Origin of the sequence: Microbacterium caowuchunii (genome assembly GCF_008727755.1) — a bacterium.
Taxonomy (GTDB): Bacteria; Actinomycetota; Actinomycetes; order Actinomycetales; family Microbacteriaceae; genus Microbacterium; species Microbacterium caowuchunii.
This window is the reverse complement of sequence record NZ_CP044231.1, coordinates 1,835,346-1,862,100: the sequence shown is the minus strand read 5'-3', so window position 1 is coordinate 1,862,100 and position 26,755 is coordinate 1,835,346. Positions and strand designations below refer to the sequence as shown.

At 68.8% G+C, this 26,755-nt stretch carries 31 protein-coding genes and 2 tRNA genes; 21 read left to right on the top strand and 12 right to left on the bottom strand.

The genetic code is table 11. From position 1 onward, the window contains the following. Positions 1-141: 141 nt before the first annotated feature. Genes ileS through ndk form a run of 4 tightly spaced genes read left to right on the top strand, consistent with a single transcriptional unit; the run spans position 142 to position 5,716 of the window. Positions 142-3,531 carry an isoleucine--tRNA ligase gene (ileS, locus tag F6J84_RS08900; RefSeq protein WP_150973093.1) on the top strand — a complete coding sequence of 1,130 codons (3,390 nt, stop codon included), beginning with the start codon at positions 142-144 and terminating at the stop codon, positions 3,529-3,531. Further along, positions 3,528-4,892, top strand: a complete 1,365-nt coding sequence (locus F6J84_RS08895; RefSeq protein ID WP_150973091.1) for a bifunctional folylpolyglutamate synthase/dihydrofolate synthase — start codon at positions 3,528-3,530, stop codon at positions 4,890-4,892. Before ileS ends, F6J84_RS08895 begins: the two co-directional genes overlap by 4 nt. Beyond that, a complete protein-coding gene (locus F6J84_RS08890; protein ID WP_150973089.1) occupies positions 4,889-5,293 on the top strand; it encodes a DUF4233 domain-containing protein in 405 nt (134 codons plus the stop codon). The genes F6J84_RS08895 and F6J84_RS08890 overlap by 4 nt, the downstream gene beginning before the upstream one ends. A 6-nt stretch (positions 5,294-5,299) precedes the next feature. Then, positions 5,300-5,716 carry a nucleoside-diphosphate kinase gene (ndk, locus tag F6J84_RS08885; protein ID WP_150891676.1) on the top strand — a complete coding sequence of 139 codons (417 nt, stop codon included), beginning with the start codon at positions 5,300-5,302 and terminating at the stop codon, positions 5,714-5,716. 48 nt (positions 5,717-5,764) lie between these two features. Here ndk and F6J84_RS08880 read toward each other — a convergent pair whose 3' ends face one another. From F6J84_RS08880 to F6J84_RS08860, 5 genes are read right to left on the bottom strand one after another with little or no spacing between them, the layout of a single operon-like run. Further along, a complete protein-coding gene (locus F6J84_RS08880) occupies positions 5,765-7,300 on the bottom strand; it encodes an alpha/beta hydrolase (protein ID WP_150973087.1) in 1,536 nt (511 codons plus the stop codon). After that, positions 7,297-7,620, bottom strand: a complete 324-nt coding sequence (locus tag F6J84_RS08875; RefSeq protein WP_150973085.1) for a hypothetical protein — start codon at positions 7,618-7,620, stop codon at positions 7,297-7,299. The genes F6J84_RS08880 and F6J84_RS08875 overlap by 4 nt, the downstream gene beginning before the upstream one ends. Continuing rightward, positions 7,617-8,054, bottom strand: a complete 438-nt coding sequence (locus F6J84_RS08870) for a hypothetical protein (RefSeq protein WP_150973083.1) — start codon at positions 8,052-8,054, stop codon at positions 7,617-7,619. The genes F6J84_RS08875 and F6J84_RS08870 overlap by 4 nt, the downstream gene beginning before the upstream one ends. Further along, complete coding sequence (locus F6J84_RS15485) at positions 8,051-8,347, bottom strand: WXG100 family type VII secretion target (RefSeq protein WP_191905621.1); 297 nt, start codon at positions 8,345-8,347, stop codon at positions 8,051-8,053. The genes F6J84_RS08870 and F6J84_RS15485 overlap by 4 nt, the downstream gene beginning before the upstream one ends. An 8-nt stretch (positions 8,348-8,355) precedes the next feature. After that, on the bottom strand, positions 8,356-8,658 hold the full coding sequence (locus tag F6J84_RS08860; protein ID WP_238702667.1) for a YbaB/EbfC family nucleoid-associated protein: 303 nt from the start codon (positions 8,656-8,658) through the stop codon (positions 8,356-8,358). Here F6J84_RS08860 and F6J84_RS15695 point away from each other — a divergent pair. Further along, positions 8,633-8,812, top strand: a complete 180-nt coding sequence (locus F6J84_RS15695; RefSeq protein WP_238702685.1) for a hypothetical protein — start codon at positions 8,633-8,635, stop codon at positions 8,810-8,812. The two genes, F6J84_RS08860 and F6J84_RS15695, sit on opposite strands and share 26 nt — an antisense overlap. Positions 8,813-8,860: 48 nt before the next feature. Here F6J84_RS15695 and F6J84_RS08855 read toward each other — a convergent pair whose 3' ends face one another. Beyond that, positions 8,861-9,463 carry a vitamin K epoxide reductase family protein gene (locus F6J84_RS08855; protein ID WP_150973077.1) on the bottom strand — a complete coding sequence of 201 codons (603 nt, stop codon included), beginning with the start codon at positions 9,461-9,463 and terminating at the stop codon, positions 8,861-8,863. A gap of 313 nt (positions 9,464-9,776) precedes the next feature. Between F6J84_RS08855 and F6J84_RS08850 the strand changes: the two genes are divergently transcribed. After that, positions 9,777-12,272, top strand: coding sequence for an Rne/Rng family ribonuclease (locus F6J84_RS08850; RefSeq protein WP_420846196.1), 2,496 nt, complete (start codon positions 9,777-9,779; stop codon positions 12,270-12,272). 7 nt (positions 12,273-12,279) lie between these two features. On the opposite strand, the gene F6J84_RS08845 is transcribed toward F6J84_RS08850, so the two are convergent. Next, positions 12,280-12,552 (bottom strand): DUF4031 domain-containing protein, encoded by a 273-nt coding sequence (locus F6J84_RS08845; RefSeq protein WP_150973074.1) that lies wholly within the window; start codon positions 12,550-12,552, stop codon positions 12,280-12,282. Positions 12,553-12,783: 231 nt separating this feature from the next. On the opposite strand from F6J84_RS08845, the gene rplU reads away from it, so the two are divergent. The 11 genes from rplU (at position 12,784) to F6J84_RS15815 (ending at position 20,069) form a co-directional block, all read left to right on the top strand. After that, entirely contained in the window at positions 12,784-13,092 is a 309-nt protein-coding gene (rplU, locus tag F6J84_RS08840) for a 50S ribosomal protein L21 (protein WP_150973072.1), read from the top strand. Between the two features lie 20 nt (positions 13,093-13,112). Next, the gene (gene rpmA / locus F6J84_RS08835; RefSeq protein WP_150891667.1) at positions 13,113-13,367 is read left to right on the top strand and encodes a 50S ribosomal protein L27; all 255 of its coding nucleotides are present in this window, start codon (positions 13,113-13,115) and stop codon (positions 13,365-13,367) included. Positions 13,368-13,449: 82 nt separating this feature from the next. Then, on the top strand, positions 13,450-14,940 hold the full coding sequence (gene obgE / locus F6J84_RS08830; RefSeq protein WP_150973070.1) for a GTPase ObgE: 1,491 nt from the start codon (positions 13,450-13,452) through the stop codon (positions 14,938-14,940). Further along, complete coding sequence (gene proB / locus F6J84_RS08825; RefSeq protein WP_150973068.1) at positions 14,937-15,764, top strand: glutamate 5-kinase; 828 nt, start codon at positions 14,937-14,939, stop codon at positions 15,762-15,764. Before obgE ends, proB begins: the two co-directional genes overlap by 4 nt. A gap of 9 nt (positions 15,765-15,773) precedes the next feature. Then, entirely contained in the window at positions 15,774-17,033 is a 1,260-nt protein-coding gene (locus F6J84_RS08820; protein ID WP_150973066.1) for a glutamate-5-semialdehyde dehydrogenase, read from the top strand. 52 nt (positions 17,034-17,085) lie between these two features. Next, positions 17,086-17,316 (top strand): hypothetical protein, encoded by a 231-nt coding sequence (locus F6J84_RS08815; RefSeq protein ID WP_150973064.1) that lies wholly within the window; start codon positions 17,086-17,088, stop codon positions 17,314-17,316. Between the two features lie 11 nt (positions 17,317-17,327). After that, the gene (nadD, locus tag F6J84_RS08810; protein ID WP_150973062.1) at positions 17,328-17,924 is read left to right on the top strand and encodes a nicotinate-nucleotide adenylyltransferase; all 597 of its coding nucleotides are present in this window, start codon (positions 17,328-17,330) and stop codon (positions 17,922-17,924) included. After that, positions 17,921-18,964, top strand: coding sequence for a hypothetical protein (locus F6J84_RS08805; RefSeq protein ID WP_150973060.1), 1,044 nt, complete (start codon positions 17,921-17,923; stop codon positions 18,962-18,964). Before nadD ends, F6J84_RS08805 begins: the two co-directional genes overlap by 4 nt. Beyond that, entirely contained in the window at positions 18,961-19,338 is a 378-nt protein-coding gene (gene rsfS / locus F6J84_RS08800; protein ID WP_150891660.1) for a ribosome silencing factor, read from the top strand. Before F6J84_RS08805 ends, rsfS begins: the two co-directional genes overlap by 4 nt. Before the next feature lie 171 nt (positions 19,339-19,509). After that, positions 19,510-19,585, top strand: a tRNA-Ala gene (locus tag F6J84_RS08795). A gap of 97 nt (positions 19,586-19,682) precedes the next feature. Further along, positions 19,683-20,069: a helix-turn-helix transcriptional regulator gene (locus F6J84_RS15815; protein ID WP_420846152.1), complete on the top strand. Its 387-nt coding sequence runs from the start codon at positions 19,683-19,685 to the stop codon at positions 20,067-20,069. Positions 20,070-20,210: 141 nt separating this feature from the next. Here F6J84_RS15815 and F6J84_RS08785 read toward each other — a convergent pair whose 3' ends face one another. Continuing rightward, a complete protein-coding gene (locus F6J84_RS08785) occupies positions 20,211-20,786 on the bottom strand; it encodes an NAD(P)-dependent oxidoreductase (RefSeq protein ID WP_150973058.1) in 576 nt (191 codons plus the stop codon). Beyond that, complete coding sequence (locus F6J84_RS08780) at positions 20,783-21,142, bottom strand: hypothetical protein (protein ID WP_150973056.1); 360 nt, start codon at positions 21,140-21,142, stop codon at positions 20,783-20,785. The genes F6J84_RS08785 and F6J84_RS08780 overlap by 4 nt, the downstream gene beginning before the upstream one ends. A gap of 90 nt (positions 21,143-21,232) precedes the next feature. Here F6J84_RS08780 and F6J84_RS08775 point away from each other — a divergent pair, with 90 nt between their 5' ends. After that, on the top strand, positions 21,233-21,808 hold the full coding sequence (locus F6J84_RS08775) for a TetR/AcrR family transcriptional regulator (protein WP_150973054.1): 576 nt from the start codon (positions 21,233-21,235) through the stop codon (positions 21,806-21,808). 132 nt (positions 21,809-21,940) lie between these two features. Here F6J84_RS08775 and F6J84_RS08770 read toward each other — a convergent pair whose 3' ends face one another. From F6J84_RS08770 to F6J84_RS08760, 3 genes are all read right to left on the bottom strand, one after another. Beyond that, a complete protein-coding gene (locus F6J84_RS08770; RefSeq protein WP_150973052.1) occupies positions 21,941-22,156 on the bottom strand; it encodes a hypothetical protein in 216 nt (71 codons plus the stop codon). A gap of 336 nt (positions 22,157-22,492) precedes the next feature. Then, the gene (locus F6J84_RS08765; RefSeq protein ID WP_150973050.1) at positions 22,493-23,089 is read right to left on the bottom strand and encodes a TetR/AcrR family transcriptional regulator; all 597 of its coding nucleotides are present in this window, start codon (positions 23,087-23,089) and stop codon (positions 22,493-22,495) included. Continuing rightward, complete coding sequence (locus F6J84_RS08760) at positions 23,086-24,534, bottom strand: alpha-L-fucosidase (protein ID WP_150973048.1); 1,449 nt, start codon at positions 24,532-24,534, stop codon at positions 23,086-23,088. The genes F6J84_RS08765 and F6J84_RS08760 overlap by 4 nt, the downstream gene beginning before the upstream one ends. An 87-nt stretch (positions 24,535-24,621) precedes the next feature. Here F6J84_RS08760 and F6J84_RS08755 point away from each other — a divergent pair, with 87 nt between their 5' ends. The 3 genes from F6J84_RS08755 (at position 24,622) to F6J84_RS08745 (ending at position 26,689) form a co-directional block, all read left to right on the top strand. Beyond that, positions 24,622-25,545 (top strand): RNA polymerase sigma-70 factor, encoded by a 924-nt coding sequence (locus tag F6J84_RS08755; protein WP_150973046.1) that lies wholly within the window; start codon positions 24,622-24,624, stop codon positions 25,543-25,545. Between the two features lie 105 nt (positions 25,546-25,650). Continuing rightward, complete coding sequence (locus tag F6J84_RS08750; RefSeq protein ID WP_150973044.1) at positions 25,651-26,100, top strand: DUF6069 family protein; 450 nt, start codon at positions 25,651-25,653, stop codon at positions 26,098-26,100. Between the two features lie 513 nt (positions 26,101-26,613). Further along, positions 26,614-26,689: transfer RNA gene (locus tag F6J84_RS08745), tRNA-Ala, on the top strand. Positions 26,690-26,755 lie beyond the last annotated feature (66 nt).

The window sequence follows — 26,755 nt, the reverse complement described above, 5'->3', positions numbered from 1 at the left end:
CGCGCCCAGTAGAACCGAGCGGGGCAGGCCCGTCATCGCCGCAGTGAGAGTGGTCGGAGTGATCCGGCAATGCAGGGTGGTACCGCGGTCTCGGTGAGATCGTCCCGGCAGGCCGCATTCGACTTCCCCTGCGAGATGACGATGACCTATCCCCGACCTTCCGCCTTCGGCCCCGCCGCCGTCCCCACGGTCACTCCGAGCCCTCGGTTCCCCGACATCGAGCGCGACGTGCTGGATTTCTGGCGTACCGACCAGACCTTCCTGGCCTCTGTCCAGCAGCGTGAGGGCGCGCCGGAGTGGGTGTTCTACGACGGCCCTCCCTTCGCCAACGGCCTGCCCCACTACGGTCACCTGCTGACCGGGTACGCCAAGGACCTCTTCCCCCGTTTCCAGACCATGCGCGGGAAGAAGGTCGACCGCGTCTTCGGCTGGGACACGCACGGACTCCCGGCCGAGCTCGAGGCGATGAAGCAGCTCGGCATCACCGAGAAGGAGGAGATCGAGCGGATGGGGGTCGCGACCTTCAATGCGAAGGCGCGCTCCTCGGTGCTCGAGTACACCCAGGAATGGGAGGCGTACGTCACGCGCCAGGCGCGGTGGGTGGACTTCGAACGCGGGTACAAGACGCTCGACACGGGGTACATGGAATCCGTCCTCTGGGCGTTCAAGAGCCTGTGGGACAAGGGCCTCGCCTACGAGGGTTACCGGGTGCTGCCGTACTGCTGGCGTGATGAGACCCCGCTGTCCTCGCACGAGCTGCGGATGGACGACGACGTCTACAAGATGCGCCAGGACCCCTCGGTCACGGTCACGTTCCCCCTCGTCGGAGCGAAGGCGGAGTCGCTCGGCCTGACCGGCGTCCGCGCCCTCGCCTGGACGACCACGCCGTGGACGCTGCCGACCAACCTCGCCCTGGCCGTCGGCCCCGCCATCCGCTACGTCGTCCTGCCCGCGGGACCCGCGGGGGCTGCCGACGTGCACCACACGCCGGACGGCTCGGCGGACGACCTGCTCGAGGCGTCGGCGCACCGGTACCTGCTCGCCGAGGACCTGCTCGGCGGGTACGCGAAGGACCTCGGCTACGAGTCGGTGGATGCGGCGCGCGACGCCGTGCAGCAGACCCTGACCGGCGCCGAGCTCGGGGGCGTCGCCTACGACCGGCTCTTCGACTACTACGCGGACGCCGAGGCATGGGGCACCGCGAACGCCTGGCACATCCTCGTCGACGACTACGTCACCACCACCGACGGCACCGGCATCGTGCACCAGGCGCCCGCCTTCGGTGAGGACGACAAGCGCCTCGCGGATGCGGCGGGCCTGCCCACGATCGTCAGTCTCGACGACGGCGGGCGCTTCTTGCCGCAGGTCTCGGATGTCGCGGGCGAGCTGTGGATGGACGCCAACCGTCCGCTCATCCGGCTGCTCCGCCAGGCCGGTCGTCTCCTCCGCGAAGCCAGCTACGAGCACTCCTACCCGCACTGCTGGCGCTGCCGGAACCCCCTGATCTACAAGGCCGTGTCCAGCTGGTTCGTGCGCGTCACCGACATCAAAGACCGGCTCATCGAGCTCAACGAGCAGATCACCTGGGCGCCGGAGAACGTCAAGCACGGTCAGTTCGGCAAGTGGGTGGAGGGCGCGCGCGACTGGTCCATCAGCCGCAACCGCTACTGGGGTTCGCCGATCCCGGTGTGGAAGAGCGACGACCCGGAGTACCCGCGCGTGGACGTGTACGGGTCGCTGGAGGACATCGAGCGGGACTTCGGCCGCCTGCCCCGGGACCCCGAGGGCAACGTGGATCTGCACCGTCCGTACATCGACGACCTCACCCGGCCGAACCCGGACGACCCGACCGGGCGGAGCACGATGCGGCGCATCGAGGACGTCTTCGACGTGTGGTTCGATTCCGGCTCGATGCCGTACGCGCAGGTGCATTATCCGTTCGAGAACCGCGAGTGGTTCGACACGCACTCGCCCGCCGACTTCATCGTGGAGTACATCGGCCAGACCCGAGGCTGGTTCTACGTCATGCACGTGCTCTCCGGCGCGCTGTTCGACCGGCCGGCGTTCACCGGCGTCTCCTGCCACGGCATCGTGCTCGGCAGCGACGGGCAGAAGATGTCCAAGTCGCTGCGCAACTACCCGGACGTGAGCGAGGTGTTCGACCGTGACGGATCGGACGCCATGCGCTGGTTCCTCATGTCGAGCTCGGTGCTGCGCGGCGGCAACCTCGTGGTGACGGAGGAGGGCATCCGTGCCGGGGTGCGGGAGTTCCTCCTGCCGCTGTGGAGCACGTGGTACTTCTTCGCCACCTACGCGAACGCGGCCGGCGGCGAGGAAGGATCCGGCTATCAGGCGAGCTGGCGCACCGACTCGACCGATGTGCTCGATCGCTACATCCTGGCCCTCACCGGCGACCTCGTTCGCGGCGTGGCGGCGGACCTCGAGGCGCTCGACTCGACGACGGCCGCCGCCAAGCTGCGCGACTTCGCCGAGGTCCTGACGAACTGGTACATCCGCCGCTCACGCGATCGCTTCTGGCAGGGCGTGTCCGCGGAGGACCCGCTCAGCACGGAGGCGTTCGACACGCTGTACACCGTGCTGGAGACGCTCACCCGCGTCGCGGCTCCGCTCATCCCGCTCGTCTCCGAGCGCGTGTGGCAGGGGCTCACCGGCGGACGCAGCATCCACCTGCAGGACTGGCCGGACGCCGAGGCGTTCCCGGACGCATCCGACATCCGCACCGCGATGGACGCCGTCCGCGAGGTCTCCTCCGTCGCCAACGCGCTGCGCAAGCGTGAGGGCAAGCGGGTCCGTCTGCCGCTGCCGCGTCTGACCGTCGTCGTGCCCGACGCCGCAGCGCTCGGACAGTTCGACGACATCCTCCGCGACGAGCTCAACGTGAAGAGCGTCGAGCTCGTGGAACTGGAAGACGGCACCGCGCTGGAGTACGGGATCACGCACCGCCTGACGGTGAACGCCAGGGCGGCGGGTCCGCGTCTGGGCAAGCAGGTGCAGCAGGTCATCAAGGCGGCGAAGGCGGGTGACTGGTCGGAGACGGACGGTCGCGTGATCGCCGGCGGGATCGCCCTGGAACCGTCCGAGTACGCCCTCGTGCTGGAGACCAGCGGACGGCCGGAGGGCGAGGCGCTGGCCGTGCTGTCCGGAGACGGATTCGTCCTGCTGGACACGGCGACGACGCCCGAGCTGGAGGCGGAGGGACTCGCCCGCGACGTCATCCGTGCGGTGCAGGACACCCGCAAGGCCGCCGGATTCGAGGTCAGCGACCGGATCGCCCTCGCGCTCTCCTTCGAGGACACCGCGGACGGCGAGGCGGTCCGTGCCGCCTTCGACACGGCCGACATCGCGGGGGAGACGCTCGCCCGCAGCGCCACGGTGGACGGCGCCGTCGTGGTCGGCAGCACATTCGACGCCGCAGGCGACCCGGGCTATTCCGCCACGGTCGCGCCGGGCACGTACGCGAACAGGGGAGCGTTCACCGTGGGCGTCACCCGGATCGGAGCGACCGCATGACCGGGGCAGAGAACGACCGCCGTCGCGCGGATGCCGTCTACGAGGCGCTCCTCACCCGTCAGGGGGAGCAGTGGGTGCAGCCGCGCGTCGAGCGCACCCGGCGCGTGCTGGAGCTGCTGGCCGATCCGCAGCACACCTACCGCGTCGTCCACGTCACGGGTACGAACGGGAAGACCTCGACGAGTCGGATCGCGGAGAGCATCCTGCGCGCCTCGGGCCTGCGCACCGGCCTGTTCACGAGCCCGCACCTCGAGCGGTTCACCGAGCGGATCATGATCGACGGGGAGCCCATCGCGGACGCGGTCGTCGCGGACGCGTGGGACGAGATCGAGCCGTTCGTGGACATGGTCGATGCGGAGCTCGCCGGCGCCGGTGACGCCCCGCTCACGTTCTTCGAGCTGCTCACCGTGCTGGCGTTCGTCGCCTTCGCGGATGCGCCCGTGGACGTGGCCGTGGTCGAGGTCGGCATGGGCGGGTCCTGGGACTCCACGAACACGGCCGACGGCGACGTGGCGGTGATCGCACCCATCGGGCTGGACCACGCCGACCGGCTCGGCGACACCCTGGCCGAGATCGCGACGGTCAAGGCCGGGATCATCAAGCCGGATGCCGCGGCCGTGTCGGCCGCACAGGCGCCGGAGGTCGAGGCCGTGCTGCGCGCCCAGGCCGCACGGGTCGGCGCCACGATCGCCTTCGAAGGTCAGGACTTCGCCCTCACCGACGGGCGCCTGGCCGTCGGCGGGCAGCTGCTCGACATCCGCGGGCTCGCCGGCACGTATGCCGAGCTCTACCTGCCGATGTACGGAGCCCACCAGGGCCGCAACGCCGCCCTCGCCGTCGCCGCCGTCGAATCGCTGATCGGGCGGGCCTCGCAGCCGCTGTCCGACGACGTCATCACCGAGGGCTTCGCCCAGGCGACCTCGCCCGGCAGGCTGCAGCTCGTGGGCGCGAATCCCACGGTGGTCGTCGACGCGGCGCACAACCCGCACGGGATCACGGCGCTCGTCGAGGCGTTGCGCGCCTCCTTCGACTTCGACGAGTGGGGTGTCGTCCTCGGCATCCTCGGCGACAAGGACGCGCGCGGGATCGTCGCCGGGCTCCGTCCGATCGCGACGCACGTGTTCGCGACCGCTCCGGACTCCGAGCGCGCCACGGATGCGGACTCCATCGCCGATCTCGTGGAGGAGGTGGACCTCCGGGTGACCGTGCACGACGACCTCGCGACCGCCGCGGAGGCGGCGCGCGAGTGGGCCGCGGCATCCGACCGGCGCGCCGTGGTCGTCGCCGGCTCCGTCGTGCTCGCGGGCGAGGCCATCGCCCTCGCCGCCGCGGAGTCGTGGAAGGACGGGTGGTCCGCATGAGCGACCGCGCACAGCGGGTGCGTCGCCGGCGCGGCGCACAGGAATCCCTCGCCCAGATCGTGCTCGTCTTCGAGTCGGTCATCGTCTTCCTCGCGGGCCTCGTCGTCTACGGGCTGAAGGCGCTGCCGGCCGGGATCGAACCGTGGTGGGGCATCGTCGGCGGTGCCGTCTTCGCCCTGCTCATGCTCCTCACCGGCGGCGCCGTGCGCTGGCGCTGGGGGATCGCCGTCGGCTGGATCATGCAGGTGGTCCTCGCCCTCGCCGGATTCCTCGTGCCCGCCATCCTGCTGGTCGCCCTCATTTTCGGCGGGATGTGGGCGTATGCGACCATCAAGGGGGCGGCGCTCGACCGGCGCAACGCACGCCTCGCCGCCCAGGAACCCCTCGTGAACGGAGACTGAACCCTCATGGCCACCGAAGAAACCCTCGTCCTCGTCAAGCCGGACGGCGTCGCACGCGGCCTGACCGGCGCGATCCTCGCCCGCATCGAGGCGAAGGGATACGCCCTCGTCGACATCCGACTCGTCGACCCCGACCGCGGCCGCCTCGAGCAGCATTACGCCGAACACGAGGGGAAGCCGTTCTACGAGCCGCTCCTGGAGTTCATGATGTCGGGACCGTCGGTCGCCATCCGCCTCGCCGGCAACCGCGTCATCGAGGGGTTCCGTTCCCTCGCGGGCACCACGGACCCGACGACCGCAGCGCCCGGGACCATCCGTGGCGACTACGGGCGCGACTGGGGTCTGAAGGTCCAGCAGAACCTGGTCCACGGCAGCGACAGCCCCGAGTCCGCCGCGCGCGAGCTCGGCATCTGGTTCTCCTGACGTCCTGACGAAGGGCGCCGCATCCGATCCCGGACGCGGCGCCCTTCGTCATCGGCCCTCGGCGGCCGTGAAGACGCTGTGATCGACCACCTGACCGCCGAAGAGGTCCAGCCAGGGCGGGGGAGCGCCGTGGGTCGTCGCGTAGCGCTCCTCCCAGTCGCGTACAGAGCTGGTGTACAGCTCGTTGTTGTGCGCCGCGATGGGATCCGACGCGGGCGGCAGGACGATCTGGTGCACGTTCGCCGGCGTGCCCCCCACGACGCTGCCGTCGAGCATCGGCACCGGGTCGTTCGCGTGCTGGAACGCGTACACCGGGATGTGCGGCGGGATGTCGAAGGTGTCGATCGGCGATCCGTTGGTGATGACACCCACGGTGTTGTACGGGAACGATCCGTCGGCGGCGAGGTTCGCGGCCATGATGCCGCCCTGGCTGAACCCGGTGAGCACGACGTCCGCGCCGGCCGGGACGCCGGCATCCTGCATCGCCTCCAGGACGGCGCGCTCGTAGGCGCTGCGCAGCAGCGGGTTGTCCATGAGGAGGGCCAGGTTCGAATCCCGGTCGTTCATCGCCCCGGCGTCCGCCCCCAGCTGCCAGTCCTGCGTCGAGGGGAGCGACACGACGTAGTGCACGGAGCCGTCCGGACCGACCACCTTCTTCACATCGATGACGGTGGCGTCCTCGCCGCCCATCCCGTCCGTGGTGCCGTTGACCCCGACGAGATCGGCGAGCGACGTGATCTCGGTGACCTTCTGCGACCTCTCCCACGCCTCCCGGCGATCTCCGCTGAGGGCGTCCGGATCCAGCTCCTCCACGTCCGAGGAGCCCTGCAGGAGGTTCTGGACAGCGCCCCCGAGCAGCAGGCCGCCGACCCCGCCGGGCAGCCCGCCGAGGGCGAGTCCGCCCAGAAGCCCGACGATCGGTGCCATCTGGGCGAGGATTTCCCGCAGGTGGTCGAGCCCCTCCGCCACGATCGGGACGAGCTTCTGGACGAGCGAGGCGAGCGCGAACAGCGCTTCGAGCAGGTCCTGGACGAGCCGGCCGGCGGATTCCACCAGATCGAACGCCGCGTCGGCGAAATCACGCACCCGGTCGGCGGCTTCGAAGGGGTTGAGCGTGAACGAGAACAGCTCGTCCGCGAAGCGGGAGAGCTGTACGAGGAGATCGCAGACGAAGGACCTCGTCGCATCGACGATGCGGGACGCGGTCCGCAGTGCCGCAGCCGTCGCCCCGGTCCACTCCGCGGTATCCCGGCTGAGCGCGATCAGGTCCTCGTAGCGTTCCCGGAGCGCCCGGACCGTGCGGCCGTCGAGGTCCGCCAGCGCCGCTCGGCCGGCGACGAGTTCGGGATGCAGCTGAAGCAACGACCGCTCCGAGTCTTCCCAGGACGCGGCGAATCCCGCCACCCCGGCCGAATCCCCGAGGAGCTGATCGAACCAGTCCCGCAGCGGACGGACGTAGTCCAGAAGCAGTCCGGCGATGCCCGGGATGTCGGCGCAGGAATCCCCGCCCGGCCCGCTCGTCGGAAGACCGCTCGCCCAGCCGCCGCCCCGGATCTCCCCGCAGATCGCGCTGCCCGCGCTCACGAGGGATCTCCCGAGAACGTCTGCACCGCTTCGTCCTCCAGCGCGGCGAACGCCGTGGTGGCCGCCTCCGTGGCGGTCGACATCCGGTCGCTGAGGGTGCGGGCGGAATCCAGCAGCTCCCGTGACCGGCCGGCCAGCGTCGTGACGGCCGGCACGAGGATCCCCTGGCAGAGGACCCCGAACGCGTCAGCGGACAGCGGCGCGTCCACGCGGGCGGAGACCGTCCCGAACGTCCTCGACGCATCGCCGAGGATGGAGGCCTGACGTGAGAGGATCGCGCCGTCGAGCCGGATCCGCTGGTTCGCGGCGGTCCCGCTCATGAGGCCGCTCCCTCCGCGATGGCGGTCGCCTCGTCGAACGTGATGCTGACGAACGTGCCCACGAGCGGGTCGGCCCCCAGCTGCTCCAGGAGCGGGACGATATCGATGTCCTCGCCTGCCTCGTCCTCGACGGAGAGGCGGAGATTTCGGACGGAGACCGTGTTCTCGTCGACCACGATCGCGATGAGCTGCTGCAGCTCGCCGGCGGAGATCACGTCCCGGTCGAGGCTCACGCCGACCGACAGGTACGTGGTCAGCCCGTCGACGCCCTTGTCTGCCCATGACTCGGTGACCCCGAGGTCGGAGCGCTCGAGCGCCGCGGGGATGCGCTCCGTGAACGAGTCGTCCGTGCCGGGCGCCTGCGAGCAGCCCCCCAGCGCGAGCGCAGCCAGCATGCCACCGAGAGCGAGCCATCCTGTACGTCGTCGGATCATGCCGTCGCCCCCAATGCTCGTGCCGCTTCCAGGTCAAGGGTGGAGTAGCCCACGGCGAGATTCTCCAGGGCGGCGGAGATCGTGCCCACCAGCTCCGTCCGCGAGGCCATGAGCTCCGTGAAGCGGGCCTGCGCCGTGTCGAAGGCATCGTGTGCCTCGCCCGCCCACTGCGCACGAAGGCCCGCGGCGTCCTGCTCCAGCTGCGCGACCAGCTCATCGATCGCCTTCGCCGCGTGCCGGATCTCCGTAGCCGCCGTCTGCAGGCGCGCGGGCGTGACTTCCAGATGGTCCATCAGGGTGCTCAACGCAGCTCGGTGCGGGGGTCGGTGCCGTACTGCGCCGCGACCCGGCCACGGATGTCCGCCACCAGGGGAGACCCGTCGCCAAGGGACTCCGTCATCCGCTCCACGGCGGCGTACGAAGCCGACCGCTGCGCCTCGCGGATCGTGTCGGTGAGGAGCCGGGAGAGCGCAGCGACATCCCATTCCCGTGCCCGCGGCGAGAGCTCCACGCGCTCGACCACCCCGCTCGCCTGCGCGGTGATCGACACCTCACCTCCGGGGGAGTGGGCAGTACGGGTGAGCGTGCGCACATCCTCGGACATCCTCGCCGCATCCCTCGCGGCGGTCCGTGCGCGCTCGGTCTGTTCCCTCACCCGCGTGCGCGCGGCCTCCAGCGCGGCCAGCGTGTCCGTCTCCAGCGTCATCGGCATCCCCCTCGTGCTCGCGTCCACAGTAGCCACGCGGCGGATCCGCTGATCCGCGCTTGTGGACAACCGGCGGTCCGCGGTAGAGGAAGCGGAGGGATCAGAGCAGGGAGGAGAACACGTCCAGGCGCACTTCGGCCAGCACCGCGATCACGACGTAGCTGAGGAACGCCATCAGCGGCACCCACGGCAGGGCAGCCGAGGCCACGCGACGGGCGCGTTCGCCCACGGGCACGATCCCGTCGCGCAGGAGATGGATGGTGACGGCGTAGAACGTCGGGATCGTCACCGCCCAGGTGACCATGCACCACGGGCAGAGGGTGCCGAGGACGAAGATGCTCTGGGCGATCAGCCAGCACACGAAGACGAAGGCGAACAGGAGGCCGGCCCAGAACAGGCCCCAGAACCACCGCGCGAACCGCGCGCCGGCCAGGATCGCGACGCCGACGACGATGGGCGCGACCCATCCCGCCAGGCCCAGGATGGGGTTGGGGAAGCCGAAGACGCTGCCCTGCGCGGATTCGAGGTTGGCCGTGCACTGCACCAGCACGCTGAAATCGCACCCCGCCGTCGCGTTCGGGTCCATCAGCAGGTGGAAGCGCTCCATCGTGAGCGAGAACGCCGCCCACCACCCGATCATCCCGGCGACGATGAGCCAGGCTGCCAGGACGGTACGGCGCGCGGGAACGGGTGCGAGGGCCATTCTCGGATTATCGCATCGACACCTGTCCGGGAGTCGCCGGTCGGACCGGAACAAAGACGGTGTCCAGCCCGTCGGTGCGCCGAGGGTCAGCAGAGATGCCTAGCTATTCGCGAATGACGTGCGATAATGGATGTCGACGTATCGAGCGGCCGCGCTGCCCGATCGTCGACGCAGACTTCGGGCGATGAACGCCCCGCAGCTCGAGCCGAGGGCCAGCTGCAGACCGACTGAGTTCGCGGCACCGCAGGTGCGGCGCCGCACGAGAATTTCGCCGGGCGACGCGCGGTGTCGCCTGGTTGGGAGCACGCCGGTGATAGCCGATGACGCAGAACGCAACGACAACCGTGACGACCTGGATGAGGCGCTGACGCCCGACGCCGAGACGGCGACGGCACCCGCCGGGCAGACGGAGCCCCAGGCTCCCGCCGAGGAGGCGGAGCCTGCGCACGACGCGGAGCCCGAGGTTCCCGCCGAGCCCGCCGAGCAGGCCGATCAGGTCCAGCCCGCCGAGGAGGCGGAGCCTGTCCAGGAGGCGGAGCCCGAGGTTCCGGCCGAACCTGCGGAGCAGACAGATCAGGTCGAGCCTGCCGAGGACGCGGAGGCCGCCCAGGGGCCCGAGGTTCCGGTCGAGCCGGAGAAGGCCGAGAAGCCCGCCGAGCCGGAGAGGCCCGCCGAGCCGGAGAAGCCCGCCGAGCCCGAGGTTCAGACGGGGGACGAGAAGCCCACCGCCGTGTCGCTGGGCCTGCTTCCGGAGAACTTCGTGTCCGAGGTCTCCACGGCCCTGCACTTCTATGCGCCGGCGTTCGTTCCCGCCCCCGCCGCTCCTGAGCTGGAGGACGAGGACGACACGCCCACCTCCGGCAGCAACCGGCGTCGTGGCCGTCGCCGTGGCGGTTCGGACCGTGCGGAGTCCCACGAGGCGCCGGAACCGCGTGAGCGGGAGCGCGAACGTGAGCGTGCACCGCAGCGTCAGCGGGCGGTCGAACTCATCACCGAGCCGCAACGGATCAAGGGATCCACGCGCCTCGAGGCCAAGAAGCAGCGCCGCCGTGACGGGCGCGACGCGGGCCGCCGCCGCCCGGTCGTCACCGAGGCGGAGTTCCTGGCGCGCCGTGAGGCCGTCGACCGGGTGATGGTCGTCCGCTCCAAGAACGGCCGCATCCAGATCGCCGTCCTCGAGGACAACGTCCTCGTGGAGCACTACGTGGCCCGCAATCAGGACGCGTCGCTGATCGGCAACGTCTACCTCGGTCGCGTGCAGAACGTGCTGCCGAGCATGGAGGCGGCCTTCGTCGACATCGGGCGCGGGCGAAACGCTGTGCTCTACTCCGGCGAGGTGGACTGGGACGCGGTCGAGACCGGCAACCAGCCCCGCCGTATCGAGCTCGCGCTCAAGAGTGGCGACAAGGTGCTCGTCCAGGTCACGAAGGACCCCATCGGACACAAGGGTGCGCGTCTGACCAGCCAGATCTCCCTCCCCGGCCGGTACCTGGTGTACGTGCCCGGCGGCACGATGAACGGCATCTCGCGGAAGCTCCCCGACACCGAGCGCGCGCGTCTGAAGCGCATCCTCAAAGAGGTGCTCCCCGAGTCCTCGGGTGTGATCGTCCGTACGGCCGCGGAGGGCGCGACGGAGGAGCAGCTGACGCGCGACGTGCAGCGGCTCACCTCGCAGTGGGACCACATCAGCAAGCAGGTCTCCACCATGCAGGCTCCGGCGATGCTGCACTCCGAGCCGGATCTCCTCGTGAAGATCGTCCGCGACGTGTTCAACGAGGACTTCACCCGGATGCTGATCCAGGGCGAGGATGCGCAGCGCACGATCGAGGGCTACCTCGCGGGCGTCGCTCCGGACCTGCTCGAGCGCGTCGAGCGCTACGACAGCGACGGCGACCCCTTCGACGACTTCCGGATCACGGAGCAGATCGAGAAGGCGCTGGACCGCAAGGTCTGGCTGCCTTCCGGCGGCTCGCTCGTCATCGACCGCACCGAGGCCATGACGGTCGTCGACGTGAACACGGGCAAGTTCGTCGGCTCCGGGGGCAACCTCGAGGAGACTGTGACCAAGAACAACCTCGAGGCCGCGGAGGAGATCGTCCGTCAGCTGCGGCTGCGTGACATCGGCGGCATCATCGTCGTGGACTTCATCGACATGGTGCTCGAGTCCAACCGCGACCTCGTGCTCCGCAGGCTCATCGAATGCCTGAGTCGCGACCGCACGAAGCACCAGGTCGCCGAGGTCACCTCGCTCGGACTGGTCCAGATGACGCGCAAGAAGCTCGGCCTGGGGCTCCTCGAGACCTTCAGCGAGCCGTGCGAGGTCTGCGCGGGCCGCGGCGTGGTGGTGCACCACGACCCGGTCGTGAAGCACCGTTCCGGTGGCAACGGCGGTAACGGCGGCAACGGTGGCGGGAGCAACGCCGGCGGTCGTCGGGGTCGCCAGCCGCAGCAGCAGCCGCAGGCCCCCGCGGCGCCCGCTGCCGGCGCACATGTGATCACCGAGGGCGTCAAGTCCGCGCTCGCACAGATCGCCGCATCGACCATCCACAGCTCCGACGAGGCCGTGACCGACGAGGTCGCCGTCACGGCGACCGTCGAGATCGTGGAGCAGGTCGAGGAGCGGTCTCGTCCCAAGCGCAAGAAGGCCCGGCACGAGGCGAAGCCGAAGACCGAGAAGGACCTCCTGCTCGACTCCGTGCTCAGCGCTCTGCCCGAGCCGAAGGCGCCCGGTCAGGGCCGCGGCCGCCGTCGGGTCAGCACCGCGGCGCTCACCGGCACTCCGATCGTGCACACGCCTGACGAGGACTGAGCCTGCGTCACCGCCCGCGTCGTTCGCGGGCGGTGACGCGCAGCCCCGACGCGATCAGGGCACGCACCAGGGTGTGGCCGTCGACGGGGGTGGCCCCGGCAGCCACCATGCGGTCGTGCGCGTCATCCGGGACGTCGTAGTGGTCCAGGTCGAAGCCGCGCCGCGGGATGCCGTTGGCCACCGCGAACGCATGCAGCTCATCGAGATCGGAGTCGCTGACCAGATGCGACCAGAGGCGACCGTGCGCGGGCCAGCGGGGCTCGTCGATCAGGATGGTCACCAGAAGAGCCTAAACTGGTGGGGTCCGTCCGACGGGGTGCTCGACACGCTCGGGGTTCCTTTTCGTGGATCGGCCAACATCGGGTAAAGTATTCCTTTGGTGCTCAGCCTTCACCGGGCCGGTGCCATGCGGTACGCCAGCCGATACCGCACCAGGACTTCTCCACCTCCTCGAGGTGGAGGCTCTCCAGACAATTCGGAGCCGTACGCTCCCAGACGAAATAGGTGTGAAGTGGTTTACGCAGTTGTGCGCGCCGGTGGCCGGCAGGAGAAGGTTGAGGTCGGCACGATCGTCGTCCTGGACCGCCAGAAGGCAAAGGTCGGCGAGACGCTCGAGCTTCCCGCCGTTCTGTTCGTCGACGGTGACGCCGTGACGACCGACGCGGACAAGCTCGCGAAGGTGACCGTCACCGCCGAGGTCATCGGCGAGGAGCGCGGCCCGAAGATCGTGATCCAGAAGTTCAAGAACAAGACCGGATACAAGAAGCGCCAGGGGCACCGTCAGGACCTCACGCGCGTCAAGGTCACCGGCATCAAGTAAGCCCAGGAAGAGACGAAGAGATGGCACATAAAAAGGGCGCAAGCTCCACCCGCAACGGCCGTGACTCCAACGCCCAGCGCCTGGGCGTGAAGCGTTTCGGCGGCCAGGTCGTCAGCGCCGGCGAGATCATCGTCCGCCAGCGCGGCACCCACTTCCACCCCGGCGCCAACGTCGGCCGCGGCGGCGACGACACGCTGTTCGCGCTGTCCGCCGGTGCCGTCGAGTTCGGTACCAAGGGCGGCCGCAAGGTCGTCAACATCGTCGGCGCGGAGTAATCCCGCACCGACGTCTACGTCTGCGAGGGGCGGGCTTCGGCCCGCCCCTCGTGTCATCTTCAGGAAAGCAGGAGCAACACACATGGTCACCTTCGTCGATCGAGTGACGTTGCACCTGAGCGCGGGTAAGGGCGGCAACGGCTGCGTCTCCGTCAAGCGTGAGAAGTTCAAGCCGCTGGCCGGCCCCGATGGCGGTAACGGCGGCAACGGTGGCGACATCGTGCTGGTGGCCGACCCCCAGGTCACGACGCTGCTGTCGTACCACCACTCTCCGCACCGCTCCGCCGGCAACGGCGGCTTCGGCATGGGCGATCACCGCTCCGGTGCCATCGGCGAGACGCTCGAGCTGCCGGTGCCGGTCGGCACCGTCGTGAAGGACGCCGACGGCACGCCGTTGGTCGACATGATCGAACCGGGCATGCGATTCGTCGTCGCCCCGGGCGGCCGCGGTGGTCTCGGCAACGCGTCGCTCGCCTCGCCGAAGCGCAAAGCGCCCGGGTTCGCCCTGCTCGGCACGCCCGGCTGGGTCGGGGACGTCCTCCTCGAGCTGAAGACCGTCGCCGACATCGCCCTGGTGGGGTTCCCGTCGGCGGGCAAGTCGAGCCTGATCGCGGCGATGTCCGCGGCCCGGCCGAAGATCGCCGATTACCCCTTCACCACGCTGCACCCGAACCTCGGCGTCGTCCAGGCCGGCGACGTCCGCTACACGATCGCCGACGTCCCGGGTCTCATCGAGGGCGCCAGCGAGGGCAAGGGGCTGGGGCTCGAGTTCCTGCGCCACGTCGAGCGCTGCACGGCGCTCGTCCACGTGCTGGACTGCGCCACCCTGGAACCGGGCCGTGACCCGATCAGCGACCTGGATGTCATCCTGGGCGAGCTCGGGGCGTACCCGGTGCCCGAGGGACAGACCCCGCTGCTCGAGCGGCCGCAGGTCATCGCGCTCAACAAGATCGACGTGCCCGAGGCGAAGGATCTCGCCGACCTCGTCCGGCCCGACCTGGAGGCGCGTGGCTACCGGGTCTTCGAGATCTCCACGGTCGCGCGCACCGGACTGCGTGAGCTGTCCTTCGCGCTCGGCGAGATCGTCGAGAAGCACCGCCAGGAGACTGCCGACGCTCCCGTCCCGGAGCGCATCGTGATCCGGCCGCGCGGTTCGGAGAAGGAGTTCTCGGTACGCGTCGAGGGCGGCACCTACGGCAACATCTACCGCATCCTCGGCGAGAAGCCGGTCCGCTGGGTGCAGCAGACCGACTTCCAGAACGAGGAGGCCGTGGGCTTCCTCGCGGATCGTCTGGATCGCCTGGGCGTCGACAACGAACTCTTCCGTGCGGGCGCCGAGCCCGGGGCCACCGTCGTGATCGGAGAGGGCGACGGGGTCGTCTTCGACTGGCATCCCGCGCTGTCCTCCGCGGCGGAGCTGATGACCGCGCCGCGCGGCACCGACCCGCGTCTCGACCTGAACCCGCGCCGGACGACGTCGCAGCGCCGTGAGCGCTATCACGACCGGATGGACGCCAAAGCCGCCGCGCGCGCCGAGCTGGATGCGGAGCGCATCCGCGGGGAAGGCGAGTGACGCCGCTCCAGCGCGCGGATCTTCCGCGCGCGCGTCGCGTGGTCGTCAAGGTCGGGTCATCCTCCATCAGCGGCGAGAACGCCGCGAAGATCCAGCCGCTCGTCGAGGCACTGGCGGCGGCGCACGCCCGGGGCACGGAGGTCGTGCTGGTCTCCTCCGGGGCGATCGCGACGGGGATGCCGTTCCTGGCGCTGGACAGCAGACCGACGGACCTGGCGACCCAGCAGGCTGCGGCAGCCGTGGGCCAGAACGTGCTCATCTACCGGTACCAGGAAGCTCTGCGCGCCTTCGGGATCGTCGCCGGCCAGGTGCTGCTCACCGCCGGGGACCTCGAGGACGCCACCTCGCGCTCGAACGCCCGGCGGGCCATGGAACGCCTGCTCGGCCTGCGCATCCTCCCCATCGTGAACGAGAACGACACCGTCGCGACGCACGAGATCCGTTTCGGCGACAACGACCGGCTGGCGGCGCTGGTGGCGCGTCTGGTGGGGGCGGAGGCGCTCGTCCTGCTCAGCGACATCGATTGCCTCTACACGCGTCCGCCGGACGAGCCCGGCGCCCTCCCCATCGCGTCCGTGGACTACGGGGACGATCTGTCCGGTTTCGAGTTCGGCTCTGTGGTCGTCAACAGCGTCGGTACCGGCGGTGCGGCCACGAAGGTCTCGGCGGCACGTGTGGCGGCGGCATCCGGAGTGGGCGTTCTGGTCACCAGCGCGGACCTCGTCGCGGAAGCCCTCGCCGGAGAGCAGGTGGGTACCTGGTTCGCCCCCAATCCGGCTCCGGTGGACGAACCGCGGACAGGTCCGGTGCTCACCCGTCGATAGACTGGCGCCATGACTGTGGCGACGACGACGGCCCGTGAGCGGATGCTGCGCGCGAAGGATGCCTCGCGGCAGATCGCCCGGCTGGACGACACGCGTAAGAGCGAGATCCTGCACGCGATCGCAGACGCGATCGAGGCCGCGGCGGCCGACGTGGTCGCCGCCAACGCGGACGACCTCGAACGAGGACGGACCTCGGGGCTGTCCACGTCGCTGCTGGACCGGCTGACGCTCGATGGCGACCGCGTCGCCGCGCTGGCCGCCGCCGTGCGCGATGTCGCAGCCCTCCCGGATCCGGTCGGGCGGGTGCTCGAGGAGCGCACGCTCGACAACGGGCTGCAGCTGACCAAGGTCGCCGTCCCCTTCGGGGTGGTCGGCTCCATCTACGAGGCGCGGCCGAACGTCACGGTCGACATCGCGGCGCTGGCCCTCCGCTCCGGCAACGCCGTCGTCCTGCGCGGCGGGACGGCAGCCGAACGCACGAACGCCGCCCTCGTGCGCGCCATGCGCGATGCCCTGTCCACCCAGGGGATCGACCCCGAGGCGATCCAGACGCTCGACGAGTTCGGGCGCGACGGTGCCAGGGAACTCATGCAGGCACGGGGTCTCGTCGACGTGCTCGTACCGCGGGGGAGTGCGCAGCTGATCGAGACCGTCGTCACCGAGTCCATCGTGCCCGTCATCGAGACCGGTGCGGGCGTGGTGCACGTCTACCTCGACGCCTCGGCACCGGTCGACCGTGCGCGCGAGATCGTCGTGAACGCCAAGGCCCAGCGTCCCAGCGTCTGCAACGCGGCCGAGACGGTGCTGGTCCACTCCGCGGCGGCCGAACGCCTCGTCGCGCCGGTGGTCGCGGCGCTGCAGGATGCGGGGGTGACCGTCCACGGCGACGAGACCGTCGCAGCGCTCGCATCCGGCGTGGTCCCCGCGGACGAGGACGACTGGGCTGCGGAGTACCTGAGCCTCGACATCGCCATGCGGGTGGTCGACGACCTGGATGAGGCGATGGCGCACATCCGCCGGTATTCCACGCACCACACCGAATCGATCATCACCGACGATCCGGCGTCCCTGGAACGCTTCCTGGCCGAGGTGGACTCGGCCGTGGTGATGGCCAACGCCTCCACGCGCTTCACGGACGGCGGCGAGTTCGGTTTCGGTGCCGAGGTCGGCATCTCCACCCAGAAGCTCCACGCACGCGGCCCGATGGGGCTGCGCGAGCTGACGAGCACGAAGTGGGTCGTGCGCGGCGCCGGGCAGGTCCGGCGCTGAGTGACTAGACTGGGGGACGCATACGCGCCCTGCAGAACCGAACGGAGAACCGATGAGCCTTGCCATGATCCTCGCCTTGGCCGCTGAGGAGGCTGAGCACCACGGCAACGTCGCTCTCGAGACCTTCGGATACGGCCTCGTGGCCTTCGTCGTCTTCACGGCACTCGGTCTCGTGACGCTGTCGTACCGCAACGTGGCCAACCGCCACGCCTCGAAGGCTGAGGCCTACGCGAAGCAGCATGCCGCGGACCTCCAGCCGACCGGACACGGGCACGGCCACTGACGGTCTCCGCGGTGACCGAGGGTCGTCGCCCGCGCATCGGGGTGATGGGCGGGACGTTCGACCCCATCCACCACGGCCACCTCGTGGCCGCGAGTGAGGTCGCCGCATCGTTCGATCTCGATGAGGTCGTCTTCGTGCCGACCGGTCAGCCCTGGCAGAAGTCGAAGGTCTCCGACACCGAGCACCGGTATCTGATGACGGTGATCGCCACCGCATCCAACCCCAACTTCAGCGTGAGCCGGGTGGACATCGACCGTTCGGGCCCGACGTACACGATCGACACGCTGCGTGACCTGAAGTCGCAGCGTCCCGATTCGGACCTCTTCTTCATCACGGGTGCCGACGCCGTGGCGCAGATTCTCAGCTGGAGGGACCATGATGAACTATGGGACCTCGCGCACTTCGTCGCCGTATCCCGCCCCGGTCACCCGCTCAGCGCGGCGGGACTGCCGGATGACGACGTGAGTCTGCTCGAGATTCCGGCGCTGGCGATCTCCTCGACCGACTGCCGCAACCGCGTACGTGGCGGACAACCGGTGTGGTACCTCGTCCCCGATGGTGTCGTCCAGTACATTGCGAAGCACCACCTCTACCGGAGCAAGGCATGAGCAACCCCGACCAGCCCAGCACCCCGCCGCTGACCCGGCGTCAGCTCAGGGAGATCCGCAACACCGGATCCACCCCCGTCGTGACGCAGGAGGCGCAACGCAAGGACGCCGAGAAGAAGGCGGCCCAGAAGGCGAAGCCCGCGGCGCCGAAGCCGGCGCCCGTGCCACTGCCGCGAGCGGTGGTCCCCGCCATCGTGCCGCCCGCTCCGCACGCGGACGCGAGCGTCGATCTGGGCGTCTCTCCGCTCACCCGCCGGCAGGCGCGGGAGCAGGAGCGCATCCGTACCGCATCCATCCCGGTGATCGCCCCGGACCCCGTCCCCACACCCGTGTCCGCGCCCGACGCGGACGCCGAGGCCCCGGCCCCGGACGCGGAAGAGACCGCGCGCACGGAGCAGGAGCAACCCGGGGAGGAGATCGTTTCGGAGCTCTTCGCCGCTCCCGAGGACGAGCACCCGGCGGAGCACACGCCGCTGCGCACCGCCGAGGCCGCGCTGCAGGACGATGAGGACGAGTCTTCGGCCTCCGAGCCGGCCGCGACCGTCTCGCCCCAGCTGGGATCGGCGCTGATCGACGGGCCCGCCCCGCAGGTATCCCTGCCGCCGTCGTTCGACCAGTTGCTCTCCCGGGAGAGCTCGCCCACCGGGTCGATCATGACTCCGAACGCGCTCATCCTCTCGCAGACCCCGTCGACCGGATCGTTCACCTCGCCGATCGCTTCGACCGGCGAGATCCTCATCACGGGCACCTTCGACCTTCCCGAGGGGCTCGGCTCACGCGGCCATGCTCCCGGGACCACGGACGGCAGGGAAGCCGACGCCGTCCTCATGGACGGAGAGCTTCCGGCCTCGTCCTCCCCGACTCCGATCGCCGCGAGCGCCGCCGTCAGTACGGTGCGCACGGCTGACGAGATCATCCGTCCGCCGGCTCCGGAAAAGGGCAGCCGGCTCATGCTCACCCTCGCGATCACGGCGGGCGCACTCGCGCTCGCGCTGGTGGGCGTTCTCATCCTCGCCGTGGCGACAGGAGTATTTTCATGACGGCCTCAGCCGCGGGCATCACCGCCCTGCAGATCGCCGCTCGCGCGGCCGACGCGAAGGGCGGCGAAGACCTCGTCGCCCTCGACGTGTCCGAGCCGCTCCCGCTCGTCGACATCTTCCTCCTCGTGACCGGCCGCAATGAGCGGAACGTCGCCGCGATCGCGGACGAGATCGAGGACCAGCTGCTCGCCGCGGGCATCAAGCGCCTGCGCCGGGAGGGACGTCAGGAGTCGCGCTGGATCCTGCTCGACTTCGGCGACCTCGTGGTGCATGTCTTCCACGAGGAGGAGCGGACGTTCTACGGTCTCGAGCGGCTGTGGAAGGACTGCCCGACGGTGCCCATCGAGCTCCCGCAGACCGCCGCGGCCGACTGATCCCCCCGCGCACGACCAGACCCCGGAGCATGCGTTCCGGGGTTTTCCGTCGTGCACAGGGGAGTCCGGCGCCCGGGAAGCGGGCGACACGCGCGAACATCCGGCCCGGTTTCGGAGTGGTCGCGGGCGTGTAGTACGCTGGGGTGGTTGCCCGGGAGGGCAGCAGAGTCAGGGCCTGTGGCGCAGCTGGTAGCGCACCTGCATGGCATGCAGGGGGTCAGGGGTTCGAGTCCCCTCAGGTCCACCAAAACTCTCGGTAAAGCACCGAATCTTCACTCCCTGATCAGGGAGTCTGAATTCTTGGTAGTCGTTTACTGGACACTTCGCCGGTTCGTACCGGCACGATGTCGGGGCTTGTCGGAGTATCTGGACGCCTCGCGGTAGCTCACGCGCACCTTCGCGGTATGGATGGCGGTGGCGCTTCGGATACGGGACACGGAAAGTATGTCTCGCTGGCTGAGCTTGCCGAGCAGCTGCAGGTTTCGGCCCAGACCATCTACGACCTGCGGACCAAGGGCCGTGGACCGCGAGGCGTCCGGATCGGCACGCAGTTGCGATTCGCGGAAGCGAGATCGACGCGTGGGTGCAGCGCATGGAGCTGGCCGACGGGCAACGCCACTACAGGGGCGACTCGTGAACGGCGGGCTGCCGCGCACGCTGATCGGTTCGTACGGCACCATCAGCGTGAGCACGCGCGGCACGGTGTACGTCGCGCTGGCGCGCATTCGTGATGCGGACGGGCGCCTACGGGGCGAAGAAGAACTACCGCGACGATCTCCGCCTCCGCGTGCGGCCGCAGTTCGAACATTTCTCGCTCGGCGAGATCACCACTGGCGCGAGATGTGAGGGTGCGGAGCTGATTCGGCGGTCGATCAGTTGGCCACCGACACGGATGTTCGGATCGTGGCTGGATCGCCGATGGCATCCACGATGGCTCGGGCGAGGTCGGCTCGGGTGATGCGGATTCCGTGTGCGACGTTGCGGCCGAGGGCGCGCCGGTAGCCGCGGGCCGGACCGTCCGTCAGCTGCGGCGGGCGCATCGAGGTCCACTCCGCCCCGCTGGCCGCCAGCAGCCGATCGGACGCAAGCATGTCCCGCCACGTGGCGCCGAGGAAGCGCCAGAGCACAGGCTTGACGATCCTGGCCAGGAACAGGCCGTCGCCCTCCGTGTAGGGGCCGGACGCGCTGATGCTGACGATCCGGCGCGCCCCGGCGCCGAGCAGCGCCCGGGTGGAAGCTTGCAGGACGCCGTTGGCGCTGCGCGGGCCGGGTCCCACACACGAGACGACCACGTCCGCCTTTGCGACGAACGCTCGCAGCGCGGCGACATCGGTCGCGTCCGCCTCGTGTCGAGTGATCCGGATCACGGCGAACCCCGCGCGCTCGGCGGCAATCGCGAGCAGTCGCCCGGTGCGGCCATTGGCGCCCACCACCGCGACGTGCGTCATGACCACACCACCGCCACCACGACGTTGCCAATCGCGAGCACGCCGGCCGCGTGGAACAGGACGCGGGTGGGGGAACGCAGGTCGCGCCGTTGCGCGGCGCTCGCGCCGATCACCGCGAGAAGCACCAGCACCGCGAGCCCGAGCTTCACCGCGAGCTTCGCCTCGTTCACGTCCAGATCGAGCCGGATCCGCGAGAACACCAGGAGGACTCCGGTCACGAGCTGGACGATTGCTCCCGTCAGCATGGGCGCCAGCCGCAACGATCCCGGCGCGCGCAATTGCAGGATGTAGCCGCCGATGACGGCTGCGAGCCCGACGAAATGAGCGACGAGCATCGCATATCTCAGAATCTCCACGGGAGCCCCTTCCTGGGTGAGTGAACGATCACTCATGTCCCGACAATGATAGGGTTAGCGATCGTTCACCTGTCAAGTGCAAGGAGTGGAATGAGCGCCCAGCCGAGTCCCCCGACCCGCGAGCGGATTCTGGATGCGGCCGCCCGGGTGATGCGTGAGCGGGGCCTCGGGAATGCCTCCATCAAAGCCATCGCGGATGAGGCGGGCTGTAGCGTCGCGCTGCTCTACAAGTACTTCGATGACCAGCAGGCGATCTACATGGGCGTACTGACCGAGCGTCTGGGTGGGATGGACATTCTCACCGACCCCACCGTGAATCCCCGAGCGGACCTCGCCGTCATCGTCGAGCGGCTGATGGCGTTCTACGTCGGGTCGTTTCCCATGTCCGCATCGATCTTCTCCACGCCCGAACTGCTGCGCGCCTGGCGCGAGGAACTCATCGCCCGCGGTCGCGGGGGACCGCAGACGCCACTGGTCATCGTCGAACGATACGTCCGGCAGCACCTCCCCGCTCTGGACGCGGCGGCCGTTGCCGCCCTGCTGGTCGGTGCAGCGTTCCAAGCGGCATTCCTCGCGTGTTTCGACGGACTCACCGCCGTGCCTCACGCCGCCGACCGTGCGCGCGTACTTGTTGCGGCCGTCATCCCGCCGCAAGCAACGCCATAAACCTGCGCGACCGCGGCCGACCAGGACCGCAGACCCCATTCACTCGGATCGGGGGCGAATGGCCGTCGATCAGCAGGGGGTCAATTGTTCCCTTGCCAGAGCGACGTCGACCGATCCCCGGGCGGACGTGGTTCAGTCAGATTCGTCGTTCGCGGTCGTCTCGATCCAGTCGACCGCTTCGTCCGTGAGGAACACGCCGTCTGGTCCTGACTCCCCGACCTCCCACACGGAGCCGGCGACTGCCACGATCTTGCTCATCACGTCAGGGGTGACGGCCTCGCCGTTGTGCTCAATCGGCCAAGCTTGCGCGTCCGCATCCAGGTGGGGCCACCACTCTGCGATCCTCATGTCGGCCACCTTGCCACCGAGCGGAGCTGGCCGGAAGCCGGTCGCTGACCGAAGCGTTGGTTCCGGTGCCAACGGTCGCTGACGAGTCGCTGGTTCTGCGCACGCGAGCGTGTCCTGCGCGCGCTGCCGGTGATACGAGAACGGGGCCGTCTGCGGCGCGTCGGCCTGGAAACCGAGGTGGAGGAAGCCGTATAGCTCCGGTTCGATCAGGGGGAGCGGGGCGCGGTTGCTCATTGGTCCTCCTGATGAGTGAGTGCTCACGCTCCTGTCGTTACCGTCGATGAAAGGGGACGTGCATGCCGCGCCCCGACGTCGCTTTCCTCTGCCTCAACGCGTTCACCTTGCCGTCTCGACATCGGTGGAGCGATGAAAGAGTTCGAGCAGAATGCCTGTGGCGGTGCGAAGGTCGTACGTCGGATCGTTCATTGCCTCAGTGAATATCGCGTCGATGGCTCCGCCAAGTGCGATCGCCGTCGTACGGGCGTCTACCTCGATGAGCTCGTTCTCCCGTTGCCCTCGTTCGATTGCGGCAGCGAGCGGTGCCCAACGCGGCGGTTTACCGGGCACCTCAACGGCCCTTTTCGGATCGGCGATGGCGACCTCGATCACCAGCCGCAGCTGCTCTGGGTTCTCTGACATGTAGGAAATGAGCGAATGTACATAGGCCGCGACGGCGGACCTGCCGCTCGGGGCAGCGCTCATCGCCTCGCCCACCCTCATTCCGACTGCGTCGATCACCCGCGAGTATGCCGCGTCGATGACATCGCCCTTGCTGCGGAAGTAGTACAACACGGCTGCGTTACTGAGACCTGCGGCCTCGGCGATGCGGGCAAGCGTCGCCCGAGACGCCCCCGAGGCAGCGATCAGCGAAATCGCCGCTGAGGTGATCTCATCGCGGCGAACCGTGTCGCCGAAACTGCGTCGCCGGGTCATGCTCTGGCGCCGCCTTCAAAGGTGATGATGTGGGCGGGCGAGGGGGCGACCGCCGGAAGGGTGATCTCGAGATCGTCGGCTAGTTGTTGCCAATTGACCCTCTTCCCCGTGTCAAGCATCCGGGCCGTGGCCCCTTCTGGAAGCCGGATACCGGGCACACGAACAGTCCTGCCGGGCTTCTCGGCCAGGAGGATCACGTTGAGCGTGTCGGCGGAGCGCGTGAACCGGACCTCATCCCCGTCGGCTGTCTGTGCTGCCATGGTGGTCCAGGGGCCAGTAGCGAAAATGGCCGGGCTCGCATGCGAGAGCCATCCGGCGAGCTCGGAGAGGGGGCGCTGTTGCGCCTCCGGGATGCGCCCTTCGCCGTCCGGACCGATATTGAGCAGGAGCCGCCCCCCGTGCGAGACCACGTCGACAAAGAGATGGATGAGCTCCGTGCCGGTCAGCTGCACTGCCGAGGTCTCCATCGAGCTGTATCCGAATGAGTTGCCTATGCCCCGCGCGACTTCCCAGGCCCCGGGTGGCGGCTCTGCAGGCACTTCATACTCAAAGGTGCGAACGTCGAACGGAATCGTGGATGGCTGCAGCGGAACGGGTCGACCGCTTCGCGCGAACGCCCTCAGCGTGAAGCCGAGGAAGCCGAGGTAGATGCGGCGCAGGACCCTGCCACGCGGAAGCCTCACCTGGGTCCATCGATCGTTGATGACGCCGTCGGGTACCGCATCGTAGTAGCTTTCGAACAGTTCTCGGGGGTCACTGTCGGCGGGCCAGCCCATGTCGTTCCAGAGTATCGACGGTCGATATCTCGCGATGAGCTCTCGCCACTGCGCTGTAGCGTATGCGGTGTACTCGGGGCGACTGGACTGCTGCTCCAGGAGATCGGTCATCACGCGAACCGGGCGGTCGGTGACGGTCCAGTCGATGCCACCGGCGTAGTACAGTCCCATCCGCATCCCCTTCGCGCGGACGGCGTCCGTGAGGTCGCCGACGAGGTCTCGCCTCGAGTGGTAACCCTGCAGTCGCGGATGGGGCACTGCGGTCGGCCAGAGCGGATATCCATCGAGGTGACGTGTGACCATCACCACGTACTCGGCTCCAACGGAGGAGAAGATCGAGGCCCATTCCGAGAAGTCAACCTCATCGGCGTTGCGCTCGAACGCCTCCCGGAAGTGAGAGTAGGGCGCGGTTCCGTAGGTCCGGGCGTGATGCACGGCTGTGGGCGAGGCCTCGATTCTCAGCGAGTTGAGGTACCACTCGGCATACGGATTCTTACCCCTTGTATCGCGCATGGCCATGAGGGCGCCCATGTAGCCGTGATAGTCGCCGTCAGGATCATCGCTGAACGCCGGGATCGAGTACAAACCCCAGTGGACGAATATCCCGAGCTTCGAAGCGGCAAACCACGCAGGGGGCTCCCTGGAGACGACACCGGGTCCGGGGGACATTCAGAAATTTTACCGCCTGGTTAGCGGATCCGCTTCCCCGAGTTGCCGCGGATATCCTCCCCGAGTTGCCGCGGATATGCTGTCCTCGTGATCGGCGCCGAGAGGTTCGAGGAACTGCGGCCGCTGTTGTTTTCCATCGCCTATCGCATTCTGGGCAGTGTGGGCGCGGCCGAAGATGTGGTGCAGGAGGCGTGGCTGCGGGCTGATGCTTCCGACAGCCGACCCGAATCGCCGAAGGCGTTCCTGGCGACCGTCGTGACCCGGTTGTCGATCAATGAGTTGCGCTCGGCTCGGGCGCGCCGAGAGCAGTACGTGGGAGCATGGTTTCCGGAGCCGTTGCTGGAGGATCCGTACCAGGACCCGGACCGTGCCGTTGAACTCGCTGAATCCGTGTCGATCGCGGCCCTGCTCTTGCTGGAGCGTCTCAGCCCGCTGGAACGCGCCGTGTTCGTCCTGCAGGACGTGTTCGGCTTCACGTTCGCAGAGATCGCCGCCATGCTCGAGCGTTCTGAGGGCGCATGCCGTCAGTTGGCGGTACGGGCGCGGCACCATATGGCCGAAGGCCGCCCCCGATTCGATGCCGACCCTCGGGAACATGAGCGGCTGGCCACCCGCTTCTTCGCGGCGCTGAAGAACGGGGACGTGGCTGGACTGCGGGAGCTTCTGGCCGCCGACGTCGAGATCGCTTCGGACAGCGGTGGCAAAGCACCAAGTCTGCCCAGGACCATTGTCGGGGCGGACAAGGTCGCGAGGCTGCTGGTGTCGGTCCTGCCCCAGCTCACGCAGATCGGTCTCACACAGGAGGCGCGCTCATTCAACGGCCAGCCGGGCGGGCTGTTCCGCGACAGCGCGGGAATGGTCGTGAGCGTGACCATGCTCGACATCGTCGCCGGGCGGATCCAGGCGATCCGCACAGTGACCAACCCGCAGAAACTCGCCCACCTCGGGCCCGTGGTTGATGCTTGGTCGGTCCACGAGGCGTATCGCGCGGCAACACGCAAGCCTCAGTAAGCCGCGAACGCACCGCGCCGCGTAAGCGCGAGCGATGTCACAATCGTCCAGCGTGTCTTGTCTCCCGGATAGCAGCGTCGCTACCGACCTCATCTGGAGGAAGACATGACTGGTTCACCTGCCCGCATCGGTAAGCCGTCTGAGCGCGCGTGGCCCTCGCGGAGCTTTGCGCTGGCGAGCGCGATCTGTATCGGGGCAGCCACTGCGACGAACCTCGGCCTCTATGCCATCGGACGGGCGACCGCCGCCGCTCTCCGGATAGATCCTGGTCTAGGTGAACCCAACCATGTGATCGTTCCCTGGGATGTCGCATGGAAGACCGCCGTACCCCTCGCCGTCGGTGCACTTGTGCTGGCGCTGGTCGCGCGGCGCTTTCCTCGATGGACGATTCTCGCGATCAGTGCGGGCGCCGTCCCCGTAGTGATCAGCATTCCGTTCGTCCTCGCCGGAGCGCACGATCTCGCGACAGGTCTCCTCCTCGCCGGAATGCACACGATCGGAGGACTGGCTTACGTCGTGATAGGGATCCTCGCCCGGTGGAGCAGCAACCCATAAGCGTCGAGGACCGGGATCCCCGTCGGCTCCCGCCTGCTCGTGAAGGACCGCTGGCCCGGTGCCAGCCCGAGGCTGCACGTCCAGGCGCCGTAAGCGTCCCTGGGGAGCGCCGCGCAGGGATGACCTCAGAGCGGGAATTGCTCCGCACCACGGTCGATCCAATGGGGTGGAAGGTCGACCGTGGCTTGTGTGCGGCCGTCACGGCGCAGGACTGCTGCGCTGATCGAGTCGCTGCTTGCCGAAATGATCGAGGCGGGTGCGGAGCGGGGTGATCTTGCGTGTTGTGCTCTGCGAGAGGCGACACGACATGCTGAGCGCCCGGGCCATCCGCCTGTCGCCCACCACGCGAGGACTGGGGATGTAGTGATTTAGTCGACAGTTGAATCGCCTCGAGACTCCTCGAGGAGCCTCCAAATCGGTCGAGGAACGTTCGCGTATGCTGGCTACACCACCCGCCGGAGTGAAGCCGAAGAGCTGGATTCCGGGGGGTTATGGGTATCCGTGACATAAATCGGGCCTGTGGCGCAGCTGGTAGCGCACCTGCATGGCATGCAGGGGGTCAGGGGTTCGAGTCCCCTCAGGTCCACCAATGTGATGAGTTGCGAGTCGAGAGCGTCGCTCCCTGAATCAGGGGGCGACGTCGTCGTTTCGGTCG

Bases quoted from the DNA above. Each gene is read 5' to 3' on its own strand.
- ileS (WP_150973093.1), top strand. From the start codon at position 142: ATGACCTATCCCCGACCTTCCGCCTTCGGCCCCGCCGCCGTCCCCACG.
- F6J84_RS08895 (WP_150973091.1), top strand. From the start codon at position 3,528: ATGACCGGGGCAGAGAACGACCGCCGTCGCGCGGATGCCGTCTACGAG.
- F6J84_RS08890 (WP_150973089.1), top strand. From the start codon at position 4,889: ATGAGCGACCGCGCACAGCGGGTGCGTCGCCGGCGCGGCGCACAGGAA.
- ndk (WP_150891676.1), top strand. From the start codon at position 5,300: ATGGCCACCGAAGAAACCCTCGTCCTCGTCAAGCCGGACGGCGTCGCA.
- F6J84_RS08875 (WP_150973085.1), bottom strand. From the start codon at position 7,620: ATGAGCGGGACCGCCGCGAACCAGCGGATCCGGCTCGACGGCGCGATC.
- F6J84_RS08870 (WP_150973083.1), bottom strand. From the start codon at position 8,054: ATGATCCGACGACGTACAGGATGGCTCGCTCTCGGTGGCATGCTGGCT.
- F6J84_RS15485 (WP_191905621.1), bottom strand. From the start codon at position 8,347: ATGGACCATCTGGAAGTCACGCCCGCGCGCCTGCAGACGGCGGCTACG.
- F6J84_RS08860 (WP_238702667.1), bottom strand. From the start codon at position 8,658: ATGTCCGAGGATGTGCGCACGCTCACCCGTACTGCCCACTCCCCCGGA.
- F6J84_RS08855 (WP_150973077.1), bottom strand. From the start codon at position 9,463: ATGGCCCTCGCACCCGTTCCCGCGCGCCGTACCGTCCTGGCAGCCTGG.
- rpmA (WP_150891667.1), top strand. From the start codon at position 13,113: ATGGCACATAAAAAGGGCGCAAGCTCCACCCGCAACGGCCGTGACTCC.
- obgE (WP_150973070.1), top strand. From the start codon at position 13,450: ATGGTCACCTTCGTCGATCGAGTGACGTTGCACCTGAGCGCGGGTAAG.
- F6J84_RS08820 (WP_150973066.1), top strand. From the start codon at position 15,774: ATGACTGTGGCGACGACGACGGCCCGTGAGCGGATGCTGCGCGCGAAG.
- F6J84_RS08815 (WP_150973064.1), top strand. From the start codon at position 17,086: ATGAGCCTTGCCATGATCCTCGCCTTGGCCGCTGAGGAGGCTGAGCAC.
- F6J84_RS08805 (WP_150973060.1), top strand. From the start codon at position 17,921: ATGAGCAACCCCGACCAGCCCAGCACCCCGCCGCTGACCCGGCGTCAG.
- rsfS (WP_150891660.1), top strand. From the start codon at position 18,961: ATGACGGCCTCAGCCGCGGGCATCACCGCCCTGCAGATCGCCGCTCGC.
- F6J84_RS15815 (WP_420846152.1), top strand. From the start codon at position 19,683: ATGTCGGGGCTTGTCGGAGTATCTGGACGCCTCGCGGTAGCTCACGCG.
- F6J84_RS08785 (WP_150973058.1), bottom strand. From the start codon at position 20,786: ATGACGCACGTCGCGGTGGTGGGCGCCAATGGCCGCACCGGGCGACTG.
- F6J84_RS08775 (WP_150973054.1), top strand. From the start codon at position 21,233: ATGAGCGCCCAGCCGAGTCCCCCGACCCGCGAGCGGATTCTGGATGCG.
- F6J84_RS08770 (WP_150973052.1), bottom strand. From the start codon at position 22,156: ATGAGGATCGCAGAGTGGTGGCCCCACCTGGATGCGGACGCGCAAGCT.
- F6J84_RS08765 (WP_150973050.1), bottom strand. From the start codon at position 23,089: ATGACCCGGCGACGCAGTTTCGGCGACACGGTTCGCCGCGATGAGATC.
- F6J84_RS08760 (WP_150973048.1), bottom strand. From the start codon at position 24,534: ATGTCCCCCGGACCCGGTGTCGTCTCCAGGGAGCCCCCTGCGTGGTTT.
- F6J84_RS08750 (WP_150973044.1), top strand. From the start codon at position 25,651: ATGACTGGTTCACCTGCCCGCATCGGTAAGCCGTCTGAGCGCGCGTGG.